Annotated in this window: 20 protein-coding genes and 1 riboswitch; of the genes, 11 read left to right on the top strand and 9 right to left on the bottom strand. The window is 45.0% G+C overall.

What is annotated here, in order from left to right:
* Positions 1 to 115: 115 nt before the first annotated feature.
* The gene (gene ppnP / locus AC1IR0_RS10435; RefSeq protein WP_004281089.1) at positions 116 to 439 is read right to left on the bottom strand and encodes a pyrimidine/purine nucleoside phosphorylase; all 324 of its coding nucleotides are present in this window, start codon (positions 437 to 439) and stop codon (positions 116 to 118) included.
* A gap of 442 nt (positions 440 to 881) precedes the next feature.
* Here ppnP and recN point away from each other — a divergent pair, with 442 nt between their 5' ends.
* The 3 genes from recN to ruvX all read left to right on the top strand — a co-directional run bounded on the left by recN (position 882) and on the right by ruvX (position 3648).
* Complete coding sequence (gene recN / locus AC1IR0_RS10430; protein ID WP_409665556.1) at positions 882 to 2543, top strand: DNA repair protein RecN; 1662 nt, start codon at positions 882 to 884, stop codon at positions 2541 to 2543.
* A 114-nt stretch (positions 2544 to 2657) separates the two neighbouring features.
* On the top strand, positions 2658 to 3212 hold the full coding sequence (locus AC1IR0_RS10425) for a YqgE/AlgH family protein (RefSeq protein ID WP_004281085.1): 555 nt from the start codon (positions 2658 to 2660) through the stop codon (positions 3210 to 3212).
* Complete coding sequence (gene ruvX / locus AC1IR0_RS10420; protein WP_148334353.1) at positions 3205 to 3648, top strand: Holliday junction resolvase RuvX; 444 nt, start codon at positions 3205 to 3207, stop codon at positions 3646 to 3648. The genes AC1IR0_RS10425 and ruvX overlap by 8 nt, the downstream gene beginning before the upstream one ends.
* A gap of 63 nt (positions 3649 to 3711) precedes the next feature.
* Here ruvX and AC1IR0_RS10415 read toward each other — a convergent pair whose 3' ends face one another.
* A complete protein-coding gene (locus tag AC1IR0_RS10415) occupies positions 3712 to 4332 on the bottom strand; it encodes an alpha-ketoglutarate-dependent dioxygenase AlkB family protein (RefSeq protein WP_114541486.1) in 621 nt (206 codons plus the stop codon).
* A gap of 151 nt (positions 4333 to 4483) precedes the next feature.
* On the opposite strand from AC1IR0_RS10415, the gene AC1IR0_RS10410 reads away from it, so the two are divergent.
* Positions 4484 to 6286, top strand: a complete 1803-nt coding sequence (locus AC1IR0_RS10410) for an ABC transporter ATP-binding protein (protein ID WP_420937576.1) — start codon at positions 4484 to 4486, stop codon at positions 6284 to 6286.
* Between the two features lie 93 nt (positions 6287 to 6379).
* Here AC1IR0_RS10410 and AC1IR0_RS10405 read toward each other — a convergent pair whose 3' ends face one another.
* From AC1IR0_RS10405 to abuO, 4 genes are all read right to left on the bottom strand, one after another.
* Positions 6380 to 7336 (bottom strand): hypothetical protein, encoded by a 957-nt coding sequence (locus tag AC1IR0_RS10405; RefSeq protein WP_479741381.1) that lies wholly within the window; start codon positions 7334 to 7336, stop codon positions 6380 to 6382.
* Complete coding sequence (locus tag AC1IR0_RS10400) at positions 7333 to 8670, bottom strand: glycosyltransferase family 2 protein (RefSeq protein WP_441299657.1); 1338 nt, start codon at positions 8668 to 8670, stop codon at positions 7333 to 7335. The genes AC1IR0_RS10405 and AC1IR0_RS10400 overlap by 4 nt, the downstream gene beginning before the upstream one ends.
* A 349-nt stretch (positions 8671 to 9019) precedes the next feature.
* On the bottom strand, positions 9020 to 9739 hold the full coding sequence (gene phoU, locus AC1IR0_RS10395; protein ID WP_005108465.1) for a phosphate signaling complex protein PhoU: 720 nt from the start codon (positions 9737 to 9739) through the stop codon (positions 9020 to 9022).
* A gap of 91 nt (positions 9740 to 9830) precedes the next feature.
* Positions 9831 to 11192: a multidrug efflux outer membrane protein AbuO gene (gene abuO / locus AC1IR0_RS10390; RefSeq protein ID WP_479741380.1), complete on the bottom strand. Its 1362-nt coding sequence runs from the start codon at positions 11190 to 11192 to the stop codon at positions 9831 to 9833.
* 292 nt (positions 11193 to 11484) lie between these two features.
* Between abuO and AC1IR0_RS10385 the strand changes: the two genes are divergently transcribed.
* The 7 genes from AC1IR0_RS10385 (at position 11485) to AC1IR0_RS10355 (ending at position 18233) form a co-directional block, all read left to right on the top strand.
* Complete coding sequence (locus AC1IR0_RS10385; RefSeq protein ID WP_409665566.1) at positions 11485 to 12516, top strand: hypothetical protein; 1032 nt, start codon at positions 11485 to 11487, stop codon at positions 12514 to 12516.
* A 106-nt stretch (positions 12517 to 12622) separates the two neighbouring features.
* A riboswitch (TPP riboswitch) is annotated at positions 12623 to 12755 on the top strand.
* Positions 12756 to 12843: 88 nt separating this feature from the next.
* Positions 12844 to 14739 carry a phosphomethylpyrimidine synthase ThiC gene (gene thiC / locus AC1IR0_RS10380; RefSeq protein WP_409665568.1) on the top strand — a complete coding sequence of 632 codons (1896 nt, stop codon included), beginning with the start codon at positions 12844 to 12846 and terminating at the stop codon, positions 14737 to 14739.
* Positions 14740 to 14815: 76 nt separating this feature from the next.
* Entirely contained in the window at positions 14816 to 15451 is a 636-nt protein-coding gene (locus AC1IR0_RS10375; RefSeq protein ID WP_409665570.1) for an NUDIX domain-containing protein, read from the top strand.
* The gene (locus AC1IR0_RS10370; protein ID WP_409665572.1) at positions 15448 to 16254 is read left to right on the top strand and encodes a metallophosphoesterase; all 807 of its coding nucleotides are present in this window, start codon (positions 15448 to 15450) and stop codon (positions 16252 to 16254) included. Before AC1IR0_RS10375 ends, AC1IR0_RS10370 begins: the two co-directional genes overlap by 4 nt.
* A gap of 210 nt (positions 16255 to 16464) precedes the next feature.
* Positions 16465 to 16992, top strand: coding sequence for an RNA polymerase-binding protein DksA (gene dksA, locus AC1IR0_RS10365; RefSeq protein WP_004281072.1), 528 nt, complete (start codon positions 16465 to 16467; stop codon positions 16990 to 16992).
* A gap of 2 nt (positions 16993 to 16994) precedes the next feature.
* Positions 16995 to 17915 (top strand): tRNA glutamyl-Q(34) synthetase GluQRS, encoded by a 921-nt coding sequence (gene gluQRS, locus AC1IR0_RS10360; protein ID WP_409654544.1) that lies wholly within the window; start codon positions 16995 to 16997, stop codon positions 17913 to 17915.
* Between the two features lie 57 nt (positions 17916 to 17972).
* Complete coding sequence (locus AC1IR0_RS10355; RefSeq protein ID WP_071851147.1) at positions 17973 to 18233, top strand: zinc ribbon domain-containing protein; 261 nt, start codon at positions 17973 to 17975, stop codon at positions 18231 to 18233.
* On the opposite strand, the gene ftsW is transcribed toward AC1IR0_RS10355, so the two are convergent.
* From ftsW to AC1IR0_RS10340, 3 genes are all read right to left on the bottom strand, one after another.
* Positions 18222 to 19418 carry a putative lipid II flippase FtsW gene (gene ftsW, locus AC1IR0_RS10350; protein ID WP_153566388.1) on the bottom strand — a complete coding sequence of 399 codons (1197 nt, stop codon included), beginning with the start codon at positions 19416 to 19418 and terminating at the stop codon, positions 18222 to 18224. The genes AC1IR0_RS10355 and ftsW overlap by 12 nt on opposite strands.
* A gap of 20 nt (positions 19419 to 19438) precedes the next feature.
* Positions 19439 to 20785, bottom strand: coding sequence for a UDP-N-acetylmuramoyl-L-alanine--D-glutamate ligase (gene murD / locus AC1IR0_RS10345; protein WP_247143100.1), 1347 nt, complete (start codon positions 20783 to 20785; stop codon positions 19439 to 19441).
* 161 nt (positions 20786 to 20946) lie between these two features.
* Positions 20947 to 21198, bottom strand: a complete 252-nt coding sequence (locus AC1IR0_RS10340; RefSeq protein WP_005249694.1) for a DUF6587 family protein — start codon at positions 21196 to 21198, stop codon at positions 20947 to 20949.
* Positions 21199 to 21212: the final 14 nt, after the last annotated feature.

Below are 21212 nucleotides of genomic sequence, written 5' to 3'. Positions count from 1 at the left end.
TATGTACAAAAGAAAAATCCCGTAAAGCTGACTTCACAGGATTTCTATAGCTGATTAGTTTAACCGATTCGCGCTGAAATTTCTTGCCCGGTTTGCACTGATCTTGAATCTGGACTTAACCTTCAAAATGGCAGACATAGTCCAGCACATCATCGGTTTCGATTTTAAAACGGCTATTGCCCGGCACATAGAAAGACTGACCGGCACGGAACAGCTCACTTTCTTCACTATCGCCAATCTGCACACGGCATTCACCTGAAACAATTTCCATGCGCTCAGGAACATGTGTTTCAAAGGTCAAGGCATTTTCTGATGGCAGAATGACACCCAAAGTTTTTTTGGTCCCGTCTTCAAATTGTACAATGTGGCTAATACACAACCCGCCGAAATATACATTAGATTTTTTAAGTACCGATACATGATCAAACTGAGCTGACATGCGATTTCTCCAGATAAAGCATTTTGTAATATTTTGATTGCTGTAGTTTAAATGTGCACCCTCAACTAATCAATCGAAGTTTGTCGGCGTCGATCAAATATTCTGTATCACCTGAACCCCTTCTATTTACAGCATGTTTTGGCCTGTATTTTGCTGATAGATAAACTTAAGTTTCGATCTGCACGCGCTCTTTTAAAAACAGGCTCAATTGAGTCTTTAATTTAAAGATTGGGGATGTCAAAAATATGAAAATCAGCAGTGAATTAACGCACTTCTGAGTCAGCTTCTTGCGAAAATACAGTGAAATAAGCATATATGAATCTTTAAAATTTAAGATAGAATGAAATTGATTCGTCCTGATTTATAATAATCCCAGCCATGTTGCGACCCCAATCCGACATCAGGCTATTTCAATCAAACTTTTCGCAGCCCGGATGCGTTTATGCTGACACATTTAACTCTGATCAATTTTGCTTTAGCTGGGCATCTTGCTATTGATATTGATAAAGGTTTTAACGTTTTAACCGGTGAAACCGGTGCAGGTAAATCCCTGTTACTGGATGCCTTGTCTGCCTGTTTGGGTGAGCGAACCGATACCAATTATGTGCGTTATGGTACGGAAAAGGCGGATGTCACCGCCAGCTTCAGCTATCAGGAACACAGTCCTGAAGCAGCCTGGTTGAAAGAGCATGAGCTGGATGATGAATCAGGTGAAATTCATTTACGCCGGGTGATTTTTGCCACCGGCCGTAGTAAGGCCTGGATCAATGGACGTCCGAGCAGCCTGTCTGAACTGAAAGAAATTGGGCGTTTACTAGTACAACTCTATAGCCAGCATAGTCAGCAACAATTATTAGAACCACCTTATCCGAAGCACTGGCTGGATCGTTATTATCATTTTTATGCGCCGGCCCAAGAAGTACGTGATGCGTATAGCACTTGGCAGAAAAATATTCGTCAGCATCAGGCAGCGCTAGATGCACAAGCGACCCGTAAGCAACGCATGGAAACCTTGGAACTGCAGCTAGAAGAACTGGAAGAAATTGTTCAGACGGATTATCAGGAGATTGAACAGGAATTTGACCGGCTTTCCCATCATGAAGCGATCATGCAGGACTGTGTCTATAGCCTGAATAGTCTGGATGAAGGCGAACAGAATATTTCCCAAGAACTGGCTTCCATTCTACGTCGCATGGAATCACATGCCGGTCGTAGCGAACAGCTTTCCGGAATTTACACCTCCCTGCTGAATGCCCAAAGCGAACTTGAAGATGCAGCAGCGAATTTACGCCAGTTCATGGATCGGCAGAGTTTTGATCCAGAACGCATGGAAGTGCTGAATTCAACTTTGGAAATCTTCCATCGTCTGGCACGTAAGTATCGGACCCAGCCAGAGTTGCTCAAAGAAGAATATGAAGCCTGGCAAAGTGAATTGGAACAGTTACATCAACTGGAAGATCCGGAAACACTCGCTGAGCAGGTAGCAGTGTCTTATCAGGAGTTTCTGGATAAGGCCCAACATCTGGATCAGATTCGCCGTGAAGCCGCAGCACCGTTGGCCAAGCAGCTCACTGAGCAGGTTAAACAACTGGCACTGCCTGAAGCGCATTTTGAGTTTAAGTTTGAGCCTTTGGAACAGCCATCTAGTGAAGGTCTCAGCTTTATTCAATTGCTGTTTACTGCCAATAAAGGCATTCCGGCACAGCCTTTGGCCCGGGTTGCTTCAGGCGGTGAGCTCTCGCGTATTGCGCTGGTGATGCAGGTCATGAATGCAGAAAAAACCGAAGCCGAAGTATTGGTCTTTGATGAAATTGATGTCGGGATCAGTGGTGGTACGGCAGAAATTGTCGGACGTTTACTGGCCGATCTGGCCCAGCATGTACAGATTCTGTGTATTACTCATCAGGCGCAGGTTGCAGCACAATCTGATCAGCATCTACTGGTGAAAAAACAGCAGACTGATCCTGCTAGCAGTACGATTATCAATCTTGAAGAAAACGAAATTATTCAGGAGCTTGCAAGAATGACAGGCGGTGTGGAGATTAGTGAAACCACCTTGCAACATGCCCGCCAGTTACGTCAGTTGAAATTTCAGCAGGCTTGAAGATTTACAATCTGGACAAATAAAATTTGGTGAATCCAAAAAGCTCTAGTAACGTAGCTATTAGGATCATAGGATTTCTCTGCGAAGAAATTAATTTTAAGGAGAACTGCTCAGGTGACCAAACAGTTTCTGACACATCGTTGTCTGATTGCACCGCCGCATGCGAATGATGATTTTTTTGCCCAGACGGTCATTTATCTCGCTCGTCATGATGAAGATGGTGCCCAAGGCATCATTATCAATCGACCTGCCGGCATTCAAATTAAAGAATTGCTGAATGATCTTGATATTGAAGCAGACAATGTCAATCCGCATGAGGTGTTGCAAGGTGGCCCTTTGCGCCCTGAAGCCGGCTTTGTCTTGCATACCGGTCAGCCGACCTGGCATTCCTCCATCGCCGTGGGTGAAAATGTCTGCATTACTACCTCCAAAGATATTCTGGATGCCATTGCACATAATGAAGGTGTCGGTCGCTATCAGATTGCCCTCGGTTATGCCAGTTGGGGCAAACACCAGCTGGAACAAGAAATTGCCCGTGGTGACTGGCTGATTTGTGATTCCGATATGGATCTGATTTTTAACTTACCTTATAACGACCGTTGGGACGCTGCCTATAAAAAAATGGGTGTAGACCGCAACTGGTTATCTTCCGAGATTGGACATGCCTGATGTAAACGTGCCACAAACCATTATGGCGTTTGATTTTGGTACACAAAAAATGGGAATGTCAGTTGGACAATCCCTGATTGCAAGTGCCAATCCCCTGCCCTTATTTCCCATGAAAGATGGTATCCCCAACTGGGATGAGCTGCTCAAAATCGTGAAAAGCCATCAACCGAATTTATTTCTGGTCGGTTTGCCATTGAATATGGATGATAGTGAATCCGAGCTGTCGACACGGGCGCGAAAATTTGCCCGCCGTTTACGTCATCAGACCAATATTGAAACCTGGATGGTGGATGAACGTCTGACCACCCGTGAAGCACGCGATGAGCTGGATCATTATCAGGCGCAAGGTCGCGGCAAGAAACTATCCGCTGACAGTATTGCGGCTGCCTTGTTGATCGAAAGCTGGTATCGTCATCCTGCCGGAATCACGCCTTAATCTGTTTTGAAAATTTTTAAATCAGCATCCTTCAGGGTGCTTTTTTATGCTCCAAAATGCTTCTTAAGGATAAAAATAACGAAAGGTCAGGTTAATTCGTGGTGTCAAAACTTTGCTGGTTTTGCTAATACTGTGCTTCCAGTGTTGCTGTGTCGCGCCACGCATCACAATTAATTGCCCACTATGTAACAGCACATCGACTTTATCACTGCGAATTTTATGCTTAAAGCTCATTTTGCGGGTGGCTCCCAGACTCAGAGAAGCGATGACATTTTCCCGAGAAGTACCTGTATATAAAGCCGGCTCATCATCACTATGCCAACCCAAGCCTTGCGAACCATCTTCATACAAATTGGCCAGACAGGAATTAAAGGGATGACCGACCAGAATTTCAATATGTTGCTTTAAACGGAATAATCCGGGTGTCCATACCTGAGCTTGTTTAAGCGTACCAGAATAACGATACTGATAATGTTCATCGCCATACCAGACCACCTGGCGACCGGTGACATGGTGCTTGCCAAATAAATGCACTTCATCATATTGCCAGGCCAGCTGACTGAGAAAATGCTGTAGATACTGCTGGCTTTGTTCCTCATCCAAAATCAAGCCATAATCCTCCACTACCCCATCAAAAGGTAATACATTGGCTTGCGGCTGGGGTGCAAATAAATCGAGAGTCATATCAATTCAATCCAGTATCCACATGAAAATACTGACATTCGACCTAAAGGATTACAACTGCTCTTCACAAATGACTACAACATTTATGCTTGTGGCTGGCATGATTCCTGCCTAGACTGAATTCAACTTTCACAATAAAAATAATCCTTTTATGAACTTATGGCAGCTGTTTCAGAAACTTCGTCCCTTTGTTCAGCCTTACCGGTTGCTGGTGATTGCCACGCTGATTCTGACCCTGATTGGCTCATTCACAGCACAGGTCAATGCCATTACCTTGCAATATGCGGTCGACAGCATCAATTCGCTACTCGAAGCCGGTCAAGGATTGGAGCAAGGCTGGCATATTCTGATCACGATTTCGGCAATTTTGCTCGGCAAAGAAATTATTAATGCCTTTGTCCAGTTCGGGCAGAAGTTCTATGGAGAGAAACTGCGAATTTTTGTCTCTCAGGATCTGGCCCAAGGGATTATTGAAAAGTTTTTAAAATATCGTTTGGAATTTTTTAATCAGGAAAATAATCAGGCCGGTAAATTACAGACCCGGATTGACCGTGGTATTGGTTCACTGACCCGTCTCGTTCAGATCTTCTTTATTGATATTTTACCGTTATTTACCAGTGCCATTGTGGCTTTGGGGTTAATGTATTATGCCAATGTTTATGTCGGTCTGGTCGCGACTGCCATTGTCCCGATCTATTTCTGGTTGACCTATAAACAGGCGCAAAAGCTGGGGGGCTGGCGCCGCAGTCTTCGCGATGGTCGGGAGAAAAAGAGTCAGGGCATTCTCAGCATCATCAACTCGATTACTGTGATCAAATCCTTTAACCGCGAGTCGATTGAATCGGAAAAGCAGTTGGGATTACAGCGTGAATTGACCGACAATCAGATGAAAACCCGCCAGACCAGTTTCCTGTTTGATGGCCTGAAAACTTTTCTGGAACAGATCGGGATTGTACTCATCATTATTCTAACCTCCTACTTTGTGCTGGATGGCCAGATGAGTATTGGCATGATCATGTTTCATGTGTTGCTATTTAATAATGTCTCTGCCCCAATCCGATCCCTGCACCGGATTTATGATGAAGTAAATGACGCCATGATCTATTCAGAAAGCTTTTTCAAGATTCTGGAAGCAGATGATGAAATTGAACAAAGCGGTCAGCAGAAACCGATTGTCCAAGGCAAGTTTGAACTGAGTGGCGTGAATTTTTATTATCCAAATGGCCACCATGCCCTGAAAGATATTGATATGGAAATTCGCCCGAATAAAATTACCGCCTTGGTGGGCTTATCGGGTGCCGGAAAATCTACCCTGATCAGTCTGCTGGATAAATTTTATGAACCACAGCAAGGCCAGATCAAACTGGATGGCATTGACCTGAAAGATTATGACACCCAATATCTACGCGATCATATTGGTCTGGTCTTGCAAAAAAACCATATTTTTCAGGGCACCATCTTTGACAATATCCGCTACGGCAAAACTACTGCCTCAATGGAAGATGTAATTGAGGCGGCAGAAAAAGCCTCGATTCATGAGCAGATTTTACAGTTACCGGATGGCTATGATAGCGATGCCTTGATGCTGTCTGGCGGCCAGCAGCAACGCATTGCCTTGGCACGGATGTTCCTGAAAAATCCACCGATCATTTTTCTGGATGAACCGACGGCGAGTCTGGATGCAATTGCCACGGAACAGATCAAACAAAGTCTGGACCAGATCAAGCAAGGCCGTACCGTGATCATCATTTCGCATAGCCTGTCGCAGATTATTGATGCAGATTATACCTATGTAATGAAAGAAGGAACGATTGCCGAACATGGTGAACACGACCAGCTTTATCATCAGCAAGGCGTATATAAGGAAATCTTTGATGCGATGGCCAAAAGCCTGAATATTGAAAAAATTGCCAAAACTTTTGAAGAGGATGCTGAGGAAGAAACCCATAGTTAATATGGGTTAATTATCTTTCTCTAAATCAAAAATTTGCTACAAAAGATAAGCGGTCTTTTAAGACCGCTCAACATTAAGATTCATCTTTCAGATTTAAAACTGCACAATCCATTCACCCCTCATATAACGATAATCATAATCCGGCCCATAGAAGGAAGCACTGCGATTATATCCAGCATTCATACGTAGAAACTGCGAGCCGCGAACAGGACTTTGCAGGTTCAGCTCAAATAGCCGGGTGGATTGGCTTGAATCCTGATTGATTTTTTCACGTCCAAAACCAGCAGTTAAACCGGCTGACCAGCCGGAAAAACGCTGACGCCAACCTAAGACCAGCATCGATTCTTGATAATCCTGAGGGTTAAAATATTCCCTGCCTACATCTTCTTCACTACTTTGGTAGGTGCGATATCGGGCCTGAAGCGTCAATCCCAAGTCCAGAGAAGGCTGATAGATCAGTCTGATACGACCATGATCACGGCGATTATCGTCTGAAAAAAATTGCGATCCTGCAACACCCACCACTGTGACATGCTCACCTAAACCCTGATCCAAGGCAGCACCAATAAAGGTAAAATTCGTTCCCTGCTCCAAAGCAGGCTGAGTTTCAACCCAATCCCGATTGGCAAAAACTTCTAATGCTGTTTTTTCTGCAAGTGGCATACGATAACTACCATCAAAGGTGAATAATGTATGATCTCCTTGATCAACTATACCTGCCTCCAAAGCCCAGCCATTCGCTGTAGCAGAATCAATATTACGTCCAATCAATGAAATCTTTTGACCATCTCGACTCCAGTCATCAGCTTTATACTGATAAGCACTGCCACGTATACCTAGATAATCATCAGCATGTTCATATTGAGGCAAAAATTCCGCTGATAATTTACGGGTTTGAAAGCCTTCACTATCATCACTAAAGAAAAACTCTGTTCCAAGCGCACGTTCACTTTGGGCCAGGTTTTCTTCTAATCCCTTGGCCAGGCTGCTTGCATTCATACCTATAAGCAAAGGAACAACCGCATAGATCCCAATTTTGTTATTTTTCATTTTGTTCCCCATGTTTTTCGTGTTCTCAGTACTTCATCCAAATATCCTAAAATACTGGCAGGTTGCAATAAGAAACTATAGGCAAGAACATACAAGAAAAAACCACTGAAGTTTTTCCGTACCCTGAGCTCCAGATCATCAAACATTCTGCGTTCAATTGAATAATTTAATAGCCCCAGTAAGAATGCCATAGGTAATAAAGCTAGGGTCATAATACCCGCGATCCAGTAGTGTCCAAAACATGCCAGAATGAGTCCAGGTATAAAGCCAAAGGTAAAGGCAATATCCAACCAAGGGAAAAGCAGATTCCAGTAAATAAAAAACGTAGACAGTCTTGGCTTAATTAGAATAGTGGGATGTTGAATAAATGCCTCAATCATGCCACGTGCCCAACGCTGACGCTGTTTGATAAAAACCTTAAGTGTGGTCGGTGCATTGGTAAATAGACAGGCATCCTCACAATGTCCAACACGATAGCCTGCATTCAATAATGCCCATGTAAGTACGATGTCTTCGCCCACACATTCAGGCCATCCACCCACTTCAATCAGGGCGTTTCGATCATAAATAGAGAAAGCACCTTGGGCCACTAAGGTTCCCTGATATAGAGACTGCATACGCTTGGTCGCTGCAATGCCGAGAAAATAGTCCCATTCCTGAGTTTTGGTTAATATGTTTTCACGAGAATTGCGTACCAGAATTTTACCCGCAACCGCACGTGTATTGGGTGGATCCGCTACATAGCGTTCCACAATATTGATTAAAGCAACACGATGTAAATAAGAATCTGCATCAACGGTAATCACTAAATCATGCTGAGTCAGCTTTAGTCCTTCATTTAAAGCATGCGCCTTCCCTGCATTTTGCTTTAAATCCAGCAAGGTCAGCCAGGGAAATCTCGATTCGGCTTTTCGGACAATACCAGCAGTGTCATCCTGAGAACCGTCATTAATAACAATAACCTGCAATCTTCCTGGATATTTTTGCACACTAATGCTGACTAAAGTATCTTCTATGGAAGCAGCTTCATTATAGGCAGCAATCAACATGGTAATGCCCGGATAAGACGCTAATCGCTGCCGCTTGGGTCTGCGATCCATCATCAAGCTGAAAGCCGCAAATGAATTCATAAAGCCTGGAATAATGGCAATGCCATAAATCAGGAAAACCGCTGCAAAATAACCAATATATCCGCTCAGATCATGCAGCCAGTTTTGGGAAATCCAAATTGAAAATGCGGTCCAGCAACAAGCCCCCAAGAGTGCGATAAAAAACTTTAACCGCACAGAAAAGTAAATTTGAGAAACTTCTCTTTTACTTTCATCAATCATCATAAATGTTCTCTTACATATGATATTTCACAAAACTTGTGCAGGTTTATCTGGTGTAAAATGGGATAGCTAAAAACGGTTGATGATCACTTTAGATACACATCGCCACATGTGTCCATCTGATAATTTCTCTGGAGAAAAACTCTATTTTGTCTAAAAAACCTGCATATTTTATAATTATATATACATTTTGTATATTTTTTGACAACTAAATCACATTTTTTGTAAATTTCATCGGTAAAAATTTTGATTATTTTAAAACCTGTTTTGCTTCCGACTTGATAAAAAACATTTAATTAAAGCTAAAAAAAAGCCTGCAAATTGCAGGCTTTTTATTTTAATTTTTTAAGATTTAACGCTGAACTTTTTGTTCAATTTCTTCAACGCTGGTATGACGCACATCAAAACCTTTGACCATATAGATCACCTGTTCCGAAATATTCCGGGCATGATCGCCAATTCTTTCTAGCGAACGGAGCACCCATAATACATTGATGACACGACTGATATGCCGCGGATCTTCAATCATATAAGTCATAAGCGTACGTGTGGCTGATTGATACTCACGGTCAATATCCGCATCTGCCAACATGACCTTCAAAGCTTGATCTACATCCAGACGCGCAAAAGCATCCAGTGCATCATGAATCATCACCCGCACCTGGTTGCCAATATGCCGGGTTTCCATATAACCGCGCGGTGAGCCGCCCTCTTCACATAAGCTTTGTGCAATTCGGCCTATTTTCGAGGCTTCATCGCCAATCCGTTCCAGATCGGTATTGGCCTTGGACATGGCAAGCACCATACGTAAATCAATCGCGGCAGGATGACGGCGCGCCAGAATCAGGGTCAGCGCTTCATCAATATCTCGTTCCATCTGATTGACGACATTATCTTGAAACTGCACATCTACTGCCATTGAGACATCTGTGTCCAATAGGGCATGAATGGCATTAGCTACCTGCTGTTCTACCAGTCCGCCCATCGTCATGAATTTGGTATTTACGTCCTGCAGTTCTTCATTAAATTGCGAAGAAATGTGATGGCTTAATACAGGATTATTTGGACACAAGGAAAGCTACTCCTGAACGATAGAGGACAATGATCAATAATAAATCATATTAAAGCATATCTATGATGAAAGTTTGATGACAATAGTAGCCTCATAGAGGCTGAGGCGAATCATATTCAATCAGCCAGGCATTCAGCTCTGCCAGTTCCTTTTCAGTCAACTGCCCGACCGAGGCCTGCAATTGCAGCACATGCAACAGATAATCATATTTGGCATTTAAATAATCGGTCTTGGCAGAAAAGGCATTACGCTGGGCCAGCAACACATCGACCATGGTTTTTAAGCCTTCCTGATATTGCGCTCTGGACGCCTGTGAGACAATTTCTGAAGAATCCATCGCGGCTTTACGTGCATTCAGTTTGGCCTGATCAGTTTCTACCTGCATAAATGACTGTTTCACATCGGTATTGGCTTTGCGGATGGCCGCATCCAGCTGTGCTTCACTTTTTTGTACATTGACCCCAGCCTGACGGATACTTTTTTGCGTGCGTCCACCACTGAATAGATTCCAGTTCACTTCCACCCCGATCTGGTCAAAATCCCCATTACTCGACATGATGGTTTCTGGTGTCTGCTTCAAATAGCCATAAGTTCCCACCGCTTCGACCTGCGGATAGTGTGCCGCCTGCTCGACCCGTTTGGCATCTTCCGCATAGCGCTTTTGCAGACGTGCTTGCAGAATATTCAGATTCTGGGTTTGCGCCAATTCAGCCCAGGACTGCATATCCCCTGGAACCGGTTTCTGGAACTGGAAATCAGGACGTAATACCGCCAGATTTTCCTGATAAGGGCCAATCAACTGTGCCAGCTGCTCTTGGGCTAGAACTAGCTGTACCTGGGTTGAAATCCGGTTGGCCTGGGCACTTTGATACTGGGCATTGGCTTCACTGACCTCACTGCGTGCCACCAGACCCTCTTTGAGTTTGGCATTCATCATCCGCAACTGTTCAGACAAGGCCTGCTCTTCCTGTAAATAGGCCGTGGTCAAAGACTGCTGCCGCAAGACATTAAAATAGGCTTCGGCCACCTGTAAAATATGCTGCTGTTTTTGCAGACGCAGATTGACTTCACTGAGTTCGACCGAGGTCTTGACCTGCTTATAACCTTGCCAGGCATCCCAGCGAAATAAAGGTTGGCGTGCGGTTAAGGCCACCTGACGGCTGGTTGTACTGGAACTTTGCAACTCACCAAATTCAGCAGGCAAACCTTCAGACTCTGAGTTGTTGACGGACTGGTTTTTACGGGTGACATTGCCTGAAAGGGACACGGTCGGCAGCAAATTGCCGCTGGCAATCCCCAGATTGAGCTGATCGGCCTGGTACTGCAACACATTCGCCTGCCAATTTGGATCATTTTGCTGGGCGCGTGCATACGCTTCTTGTAAATCCAGGGCAAAAATCGCCGGACTAATTAATAGCAATAAACCGGCCATGACACTGAGTTTTAATTTCATTTTATAGTGTTAACCCCTAACAGCCATTCAGATCAAAAAATTCTGGCGCTTTAAGCTCAGCCATACTAAAGAGATCTCTTGAATTTTTACGTATGATTTTTATTAATTTTTTAATATAAAGATCAATTTTTATCCATCATTAATTCAATTTTCTGGCTCCCATACCGGCAATGTAACAAAGCAATTCACAATACTAAACATAGTATTTTAGTTTGATCTATACAATATCTCCCAGTAAGGCCGTTATTTTCTGAATTCACCTATATATACAGAGTCCTGAAGCATAGTGTTAATGCCATTCCCGTCGATATTCAAAGCCTGTTTGTTTGCTGGTAGCGTGCTGCTTCTTGGGGGCTGCCAACAGCCCTCAGATCCACAGATCCAGGTCGAACAGACTGAGGCGAAGCAAACGCAAAGTCCAGTCAATGACTTCAGCCTCATGTGCCAGAATATTGAAAAAAATATGTCCCAGATTAATGACCAGCGTACGACTTTTGCGCTGGAACAGATTAATCAGGATCTTAAAGTGTGCCTGCCCTTAATGGAACTGGCAGAGCAGAAAAATCTGATGTTGCGCTCTACCGAAATGTATCAGCGCTTTTTGGCTGTGGACCGTACCGAATTTCAGCAACGTGCCTTTGAGCAGTATGCGCTGGAAATGGCCCAGCATCCGACCATTCAGCACGCGCATTTTCAACAGCTCACCTCACGTGACCAGTATCTGTTAAAACACAAGGGGCAGGCTTATGTAGAACTGCTGGATCTGGGAGATGGCACTTTACATTATCGCCGCAGTCCGGAATATCTGGCGCGTATTTTTGCCCCTTATTTACCGGCCGCTGAAAAAGCCTTTATTGAAAATCTGGCGGAACAGAATATGGAACCGGTGCTGGTAGAAAAACGCCTGCAGATTGAAGCCGCTGATATTGCAGCCCGCAGCCTGCTTTGGGAAGATTATCTCAAGACTTATCCGAATAGCAGTTATAAACGCGATGCCGAATATCTGCTGAAGCAATATACCTATTTCCTGTTTAGAGGTACCGAGCAATCGTCGGTGTCTGAAGATTATCGTGATCGTTATGCTGTCGATACCAGTCATCTGGAAACCATTATTGAACTGTCGAGCGGCCAGAAATCCACGCTGTCCACACAGGCACGCCTGTTTCTGGAATTTCTGGACATGACTCCGGAACAGCGCCAGCAAGCCTTGCCTGCCGATTATAGAAACCGCTCGGAAGCAGAACAGATTCTGTACTATGCGCAGATCAGTCCACCCTCACAAAAATACGATAAAGACTGCTTTACTGATGCCATCTGCATCTAGTTCATCAGTGATAGAGTCAGTTCATTTGACAAGGTCTGAATTACTCCTTGCTTAAAGTTGAGAGATTTAGACCTGTTTATTCTGCCTAAACTGAGCTAAGCTTTAGCCTCGCTTGACGGAGCGCGAGTAATGCCTCGCTGAGATCATGTGATTCCTTTTATCGTTATCAGGAATTGAGCATGAGTACCGTTGAACCTGATCAGGTTAATACCTGCGTAGGAATCAAGCCAGCTAAAAACCCAGCCCTTGCTTTATCTGTTCAGGATAAATCTGCCTACGTTTTTGGTCGTGCTTGATTCGTTGATGTCATTCATAAGGATCATAGCCATGAACCAGTTAACGAATCTTTCTTCTGAAACTTCTCTCTCCGCTCATGAACAGGAAGCACGCGATTTAACGCGAATTCTGCCTGCCTCACGTAAAGTCTATCTGCAAGGTTCCCGTCCTGATATTCAGGTGCCCATGCGGGAAATTTCCTTAAGTGAAACCCCGACCAGTCTGGGTGGCGAACATAATCCGCCATTAATGGTCTATGACACGTCTGGTGTGTATACCGACCCCAACGTGACGATTGACCTGAACAAAGGTCTGCCGAATGTTCGTGAAAGCTGGATTGAACAGCGCAACGATAGCGAAATTCTGGATCAGCTCAGTTCTGAATTTGGTCGCCAGCGTTTACGTGATATCCGCACCGCCGCGATCCGTTTCGCGCATATCCAAAAACCACGTAAAGCCAAACGTGGCCGCAATATCACCCAGATGCATTATGCCAAACAAGGCATCATCACTCCGGAAATGGAATACATCGCCATTCGTGAAAACCTGCGCCAACTCGATGGTGTCGATATGCGCCAGCATCCGGGCCAGAATTTTGGTGCAAAAAACCTGACTGAAATTACGCCAGAATTTGTGCGTCAGGAAGTCGCCGCAGGACGCGCGATTATTCCGGCCAATATCAATCATCCGGAACTGGAACCGATGATCATCGGGCGTAATTTTCTGGTCAAAATCAATGCCAATATTGGTAATTCTGCACTCGGTTCAAGTATCGAAGAAGAAGTCTCGAAAATGACTTGGGCGACGCGCTGGGGTGCAGACACGATCATGGATCTGTCGACCGGCCAGAATATTCATGAAACCCGTGAATGGATTATCCGCAACTCTCCTGTACCAATTGGAACCGTACCGATCTATCAGGCACTGGAAAAAGTCAATGGTGTGGCCGAAGACCTGACCTGGGAGATCTTTAAAGACACCCTGATTGAACAGGCCGAACAAGGCGTGGACTATTTCACCATTCATGCCGGCGTGCTTTTGAGATATGTACCGCTGACGGCCAACCGTTTGACCGGTATCGTATCGCGTGGTGGTTCGATCATGGCACAGTGGTGTCTGGCACATCATCAGGAAAACTTCCTGTATACCCATTTCGATGAAATCTGCGAGATCATGAAAGCTTATGACGTATCGTTCAGTCTGGGTGATGGTCTGCGTCCGGGCTGTGTGCAGGATGCCAATGACGAAGCGCAATTTGCCGAACTTCGAACTTTGGGCGAACTGACCCATCGTGCCTGGGAACATGATGTTCAGGTGATGATTGAAGGTCCGGGCCATGTCCCGATACATATGATCAAGGAAAATATGGACCTGCAACTCGAAGTGTGTAAAGAAGCACCATTTTATACCTTGGGACCATTAACCACCGATATTGCACCGGGTTATGACCATATTACTTCGGCGATCGGCGCAGCAATGATTGGCTGGTACGGTACCGCAATGCTGTGTTATGTGACGCCGAAAGAGCATCTCGGTTTACCCAATAAAAAAGATGTCAAAGACGGCATTATTACCTACAAGATTGCCGCACATGCAGCCGATCTGGCCAAAGGTCATCCGGGTGCACAGGCACGTGACAATGCCCTGTCCAAAGCCCGTTTTGAGTTCCGCTGGGAAGACCAATTTAACTTGAGTCTGGATCCGGACACGGCGCGCAGCATGCATGATGAAACCATGCCGAAAGCCGCGCATAAATCCGCGCACTTTTGTTCCATGTGCGGACCAAAGTTCTGTTCAATGAAGATTAGCCAGAATGTTCGTGATTATGCCAGTCAACAGGCCAATCCTGATCAGCCAGCAAGCTCTCAGGCCGAAATTGAAGCCGGCATGGATCAGATGAAAGCCAGCTTCCACAACTCTGGTCAAAATTTATACCACAAACTATAAAACTGTAAAAAAAACAGTTGTCTTCAAAAAAAACTCAGATAGGATGAAAATAAATCAACTCATTCTATCTGAGCATATGAATATTATTAAACAGGCCTCTTATAATAAAAAAGACTTTAGCGTAGAGGCACGTGAGTTCTTGTACCGGGGATTTATTCAGGTAGAAAAAGTCAGCCTGAAACACCGTTTATTTAATCAGGAAAGCTCAACCCCTGTTTTGCAACGTGAGCTGATTCATCGGCCTGAAGCAGCGGGTGTGCTGATGTACAACCATCAACAGCAGAAATTCGGCCTGATTGAACAGTTCCGGATTGGCGGACTGGATGATATCGACTCTCCTTGGCAACTCGAAGTAATTGCTGGCGTTCTGGATGGCAATGAAGCGCCTGAAGCGTGCATCCGCCGCGAGGCACTTGAAGAATCAGGCTGTACCCTGGATGAGCTACAGCACATTTTCAGCTTCTATCCTTCCGCCGGAGCATGTTCCGAATTATTTCATTTATATGTGGCCCAGACCGAATTACCTGAACAGGGTGGTGTTTTTGGCATGCCGGATGAAGGGGAAAATATCCAGCTGCATATTCTGGATTATGCCGATATTCCGTTCTTGCTCACGAATGGTCGCTTAAGAAATGCGCCTGTCATTATGGCCTTGCAATGGTTGCAACAACATATTCATACTGCAGGAATATGTCTAAGGGGAAAGACATGAGTTTTCAGCAGTCAAGCACACAGCCGGATTGGACCATTATCCAGATTTCTGATACCCATTTGATGGATCGGGAAGAGCTGGAATTTGCCAGGATGAATCCCGAGCAGAGTTTTCATGAGGTAATGCAGCAGATCCAACAGCGCTTTCCCCAAATGGATGCACTGATTCATACCGGTGATCTGGCACAGGTGCCGGTCGAGCAGACTTATCAACGCTATTTAGCATTTGTCCAGTCTTTAAACGTGCCGTATTATCAGATTCCAGGTAACCATGACGATTCTCGGGTGTTCCCTTTTCACCAGCATGCGAATCAGGTACATGCCATTCATTTTGGCACCTGGACCATGATCCTGTTAAATAGTGCCGTTCAAGGCAAGATCGATGGCTGGGTGGAACAAGCTCAACTTGATCAATTGGACCAATTATTGCTTGAATTTAAGCATCAGCATGTCATTGTCGCTTGCCATCATCATCCTTTTGCGATGAAATCGTACTGGATTGATCAGCACCGGCTGAAAAATGCTGAAGATTTAAAAGATGTACTGGCTCGGCATCATAATATCAAGCTGGTTCTGTTTGGTCATGTGCATCAGGATTCCTGCAACGAATGGCATGGCATCTACTTTTTATCCACGCCATCGACCAGTGTGCAGTTTAAACCTAAAAGTGAAGATTTCGCGCTAGATCAGGCGGCACCAGGTTATCGTGTATTACATTTGCAACAAAATGGTGAGTTTGATACCTATATTGAACGGGTGGCATTGAGCCAGCAAAATATTAATACCGAAATTTCAGGTTATTAACTTTTCAATTTGTTTTTTTTGCATTACTTTATTGCAACCCAAGGAAATGTGATATGCATAGTCCAGACATCAAAGACTATCAATAAGCATAAAAAGTCTATATGATGACGGCCCCCATAGGAGGATAATCTTTCTACAGGGTGGATAAAAAACTGCATATCACCATATTTTTTGCGTAGCAATCATACGCATAGATGAGGAATGCCCTAAATGGCGAATGACAACCAAAATCAAGTCTTAGACAATCAAACTGATGTTGTAGAAGAGAAAGCTGCAAAGCGCGTACGCAAATCTAAGCCTAAAACGACTGACGGTGGTTCTACTGCTAGCTTATTTGGTATTGAACCTTATCAACCTAAAAAAAATGAAGAATACATGTCTGAAGGTCAGCTTCAGCATTTCCGCCAAATCTTGCTGGCTTGGAAAGCTGAGTTGATGTCAGAAGTGGATCGTACCCTGAATACGATGCAAGACGAAAATACTGCTCTTCCAGATGTGAATGACCGTGCCACTCAGGAAGAAGAGTTTGCGATTGAGTTACGTACCCGTGACCGTGAACGTAAACTGATTCGTAAAATCGAACAGTCGATCGAAGCAATCCAGAATGATGACTATGGTTTCTGTGAAACTTGTGGTATCGAGATTGGCTTGCGTCGTTTAGAAGCACGCCCAACGGCTACTTTATGTATTGACTGCAAAACACTTGCAGAAATCAAAGAGAAGCAAAATAACGGTTAAGCATGTCGTTAAGTAATCCCTCCCTGCCCCTCCCTTTAATAAAGGGAGGGAAAGCTGAAGTGAATTACGTGGGTCGGTTCGCGCCATCGCCAACCGGCCCTTTGCATTTTGGCTCCCTCATTACCGCAGTTGCCAGTTACTGCGATGCCAAAGCCAATCAAGGCACATGGCTGGTTCGGGTTGAAGACACCGATATTCCCCGCATTTATCCCGGCAGCGAAGAGCATATCCTGCGTGTCATGGATGCCTTTCAGCTTGAACCTGATGCCGAAATCATTTTCCAGAAAGACCGTTTAGATATTTACGAAGACGTCATCCAGCAATTACGTCAGCAAGACCTAGTCTATGCCTGTCAATGTACCCGTAAAATGCTCGGTTCCAACCATATCTATCAGGATACCTGCCGCAACTTGGGTCTGGCTTTTGAGCATCAGGCCATCCGTTTAAAAGTTGAAGATGTTGAAATCTGTTTTGAAGACCGGCTGCAAGGTCAGCACTGTTCAGAACTGAAAAAAGATCTGGGCGATTTTGTCTTAAAACGTCGTGACGGCATTATTAATTACCAGCTGGCTGTAGTGGTCGATGACTATCTGCAAGGTATGACTCATGCGGTACGTGGAGCTGATCTTTTAGATAATACCGAACGGCAAATCTATCTGGGACAGTTACTAGGTTATCCGCGTCTGAGCTATATGCATCTACCGCTGGCAATGAATGATCAGGGGCAAAAACTGTCAAAACAGAATCTGGCCCAAGCACTGGATTTAACTCAGGCACCCCAATTATTAAAACAGGCACTTCAGGCTTTGCATCAGGCTGAAGTTGATTTGGACACTCCCGATCGGATGCTGCAACAGGCGGTAGTACAATGGGACATTGAGCGGATTCCACATACAACTGAGCTACAAGGTCACTATTTATAAAAACAGCTTTTCACTTAAGCTAGACTTCTAGAATAAAAAATTGATAGGAAGAAGAGTATGTTTTTTATTTTTGGCGTCGGCCCTAAAACCAAAACGATTGAGAAAAGCCAGTTTCTGTGTCCGGTCTGCCGTACTCGTTCGGGCTATGAACTGAAACAACAGCGCAATTATTTTTCTTTATTTTTTATTCCTTTGATTCCACTTTCCAAGCCTAAAACTGCTTTTGTGACCTGTTCCAATTGTGGAACCGCAATGCCGAGCACGGTACTGGACCATGCTCAGCCAGAGCCAGGACGAAACTCCAATCTAGAAGCTTGATTCTTCGCGGCTTGGATTGACCTGACGCGTGGTCGAATCAATTTTCAGAATCAGACTGATCATGACTGCACAGATAATCAGGGATGAACCGCCATAACTAATAAATGGCAGAGTCAAACCCTTGGTCGGCAACATGCCCATATTCATGCCGGCATTCACCAGAATCTGTAACAGGAAAATGATACTGATGCCATAGGCCAGATATCCGGCACGCAGATATTGATGCTGCAAGGCACGATGCCCGATACGGATACAACAGACCAGCATGGTAAAGGACAAGATCAGGATGGTCGAAATACCCAAAAAGCCAAATTCCTCACCCAAAATTGCCAGCATGAAATCGGTATGCGCTTCAGGCAAATAAGACATTTTCTGGATACTATGCCCCAAGCCTACCCCTGCCCATTCACCACGGCCAAAGGCCATCAGGGCATTGGAGAGCTGATAACCGGTGCCTAGCGGATCTTCCCAAGGATTCGAAAAAGACAGCAGACGTTGCAGACGATACGGTTCCAACAGAATCGCGGCAGCAAAGGCGCCGACCAGGGTCATGAAGGCTACACCGAACTGAATCCACGGCGCACCCGCCAGAAAGAAGACGCCAAGCATGGTTAAGGTAATTACCACGGTTGCCCCCAAGTCAGGCTCGAGAATAATCAAACCGACGGTAGCACCCATAATGGCACTTAAACGCACCAGACCCTTGATATTATTCCGTACTTCTTCCGCACGGCGCACCACGTAGTCTGCAGTAAAAATTGCCATCATCACTTTGGCGACTTCCGAAGCCTGTAAGGTAAAGCCTGCGATCCGAATCCAGCGTTTGGAACCATTGACTTCCGTCCCGACAAACAGCACGGCCACCAAAAGTACGATGGTAATAATCCACAAAAAGAAGGTGTTATTAAACCAGACTTTTAAGGGGATTTTATAAGCCAGAAAAGCTGCTACGGCAGCAACAAAAATCGAAATTCCGTGCCGGCTAATATAATGAAACGGATTTTCATGCATCCGTTCTGCATAAGGCATCGAGGCTGATGCCACCATGATCGAACCAATACAGAGCAAAGCCAATACACAGAAAATCAGTACATTCCGTGGATTCACTTCAGCAGGTATTCTGGGTACCCACTGCGTATAAAATTGATTTAATTTATTGATCGTAGTCTGAGCAAACCCAGCCATATCACGAATCCTTGTTATTCTTAATTGAGTTCATTCACATACGCAACAAACTTACGACCACGCTCAGGATAACCCGAGAACATATCAAAACTTGCGCATGCAGGAGACAATAGCACGACATCATGTGCCTGGGTGTGCTTTTGGCAGATTTCTACCGCCTGCTGCAGGCTGTCCGCATGGATCAGTTCAGTCGTGCCCGCAATCGCTGCTTCAATGACGGGACGATCTTCACCGATCAATACCGCTACTTTGGCATATTTGCTTAATGATTCACGTAAGGCCTTAAAATCCTGACCCTTACCTTGTCCACCAAGAATAATCGCGACCTTACCACCCTGGGCTTCAATCGCCATCCCTAGACCATCCAGTGCTGCCAAGGTTGCGCCGATATTGGTACCTTTGGAGTCGTTATAATAGCGTACGCCCTGTACTTCCTTGACGAATTCACAGCGATGTTCCAGACCTTTAAACGTCTTTAAAGTATTCAGCATGCTTTCTAGTGGCAGACCAATCGCCTCACCCAGCGCCAGACAGGCCAAGGCATTGGCAACATTATGCGTGCCCTGCATATACATCTCGGTACTTTTCAGCAGACGCTCACGACCACGCGCCAGCCAGATACTGCCATCAGTATCCTTGAGAATACCGTACTGGTTCATATCCGGTGCATTTAGACCAAAGCTTTGCATCGGTGTTACGTCTGGCACCAGAGGACGGGTCAAAGAGTCATCACGGTTATAGACGACTTTTTTCACACCTTGGAAAATCCGGTGTTTCGCCGTGTGATAACCCATCATATCGCCATGACGATCTAGATGATCTTCACTCATGTTCAACACCACCGCGACTTCAGCTGCCAGATTTGAGGTGGTTTCCAGCTGAAAACTGGACAGCTCGAGTATATACAGCTCAGGATCGTCTTTAGTCAGGTCTAGCGCAGGACGGCCTAAGTTACCACCGACAGCGACTTTTTTACCTGCATCTGCTGCCATTAAACCAATCAAGGTAGTCACGGTACTTTTGGCATTAGAACCGGTAATCGCCACAATAGGCTTATCCGTAGCACGGCGTAAAATCTGGATTTCACTGACCACCGGAATACCCTTGTTAATCGCTGCCTGAATTTCAGGAAGTTTAGGATCAAGCCCCGGGCTGATCACGATTTCTTCTGCAGACAGCAACAGCTCGGCATCAAACTGACCAAAACTGGTCTGAACCTCAGCGGGTATCTGGTCATGTCCGGGCGGGTTAGCTCTAGAATCTGTTACTGCAACGCGGTAGCCCTGACTATGCAAGAAATTGACTGCTGCAACACCTGATATTCCGAGTCCTGCAACGACTTTTAACCCACCACGTTGTATTAACATTTTCGCCCCATATTTTGGTCTATTTTGAAACTGACGAAATGGTAGCACTTTGCTGTTTTGAATGCCTTTTCTGATTGGCTTTTCTGCACATTTTTTTGTGTCCATGCGTAAAAAAACCGTCATGATCATGACGGTTTTTAAAATTCAGCCAGAAAAGGAAATTATTTCCATTTCACCGCTTGTTGGGCTGGCTTTTCTTCTGAACTTTTTTCTGAAACCGGACAGGCACAGTTGCCACCACAGCCTGCAGCCATACCCGGTTGCAGCCATTTGGCCAGACGCTTCCAGCCCTTGGCTGCACAGGCATCAGACAGCTTCTGGAAGACTGAGTTAGAGGTGTTCGGAAACACCTTTTTGAATACGACCAGCATGCTCCAAAGCACCAGTGCTGCCACAATGAAAATTTCAATCATCTCAATCTCCCATA

It is taken from the genome of Acinetobacter sp. 129952 (genome assembly GCF_056642055.1).
This window is presented reverse-complemented; position numbering and strand designations above follow the sequence as displayed.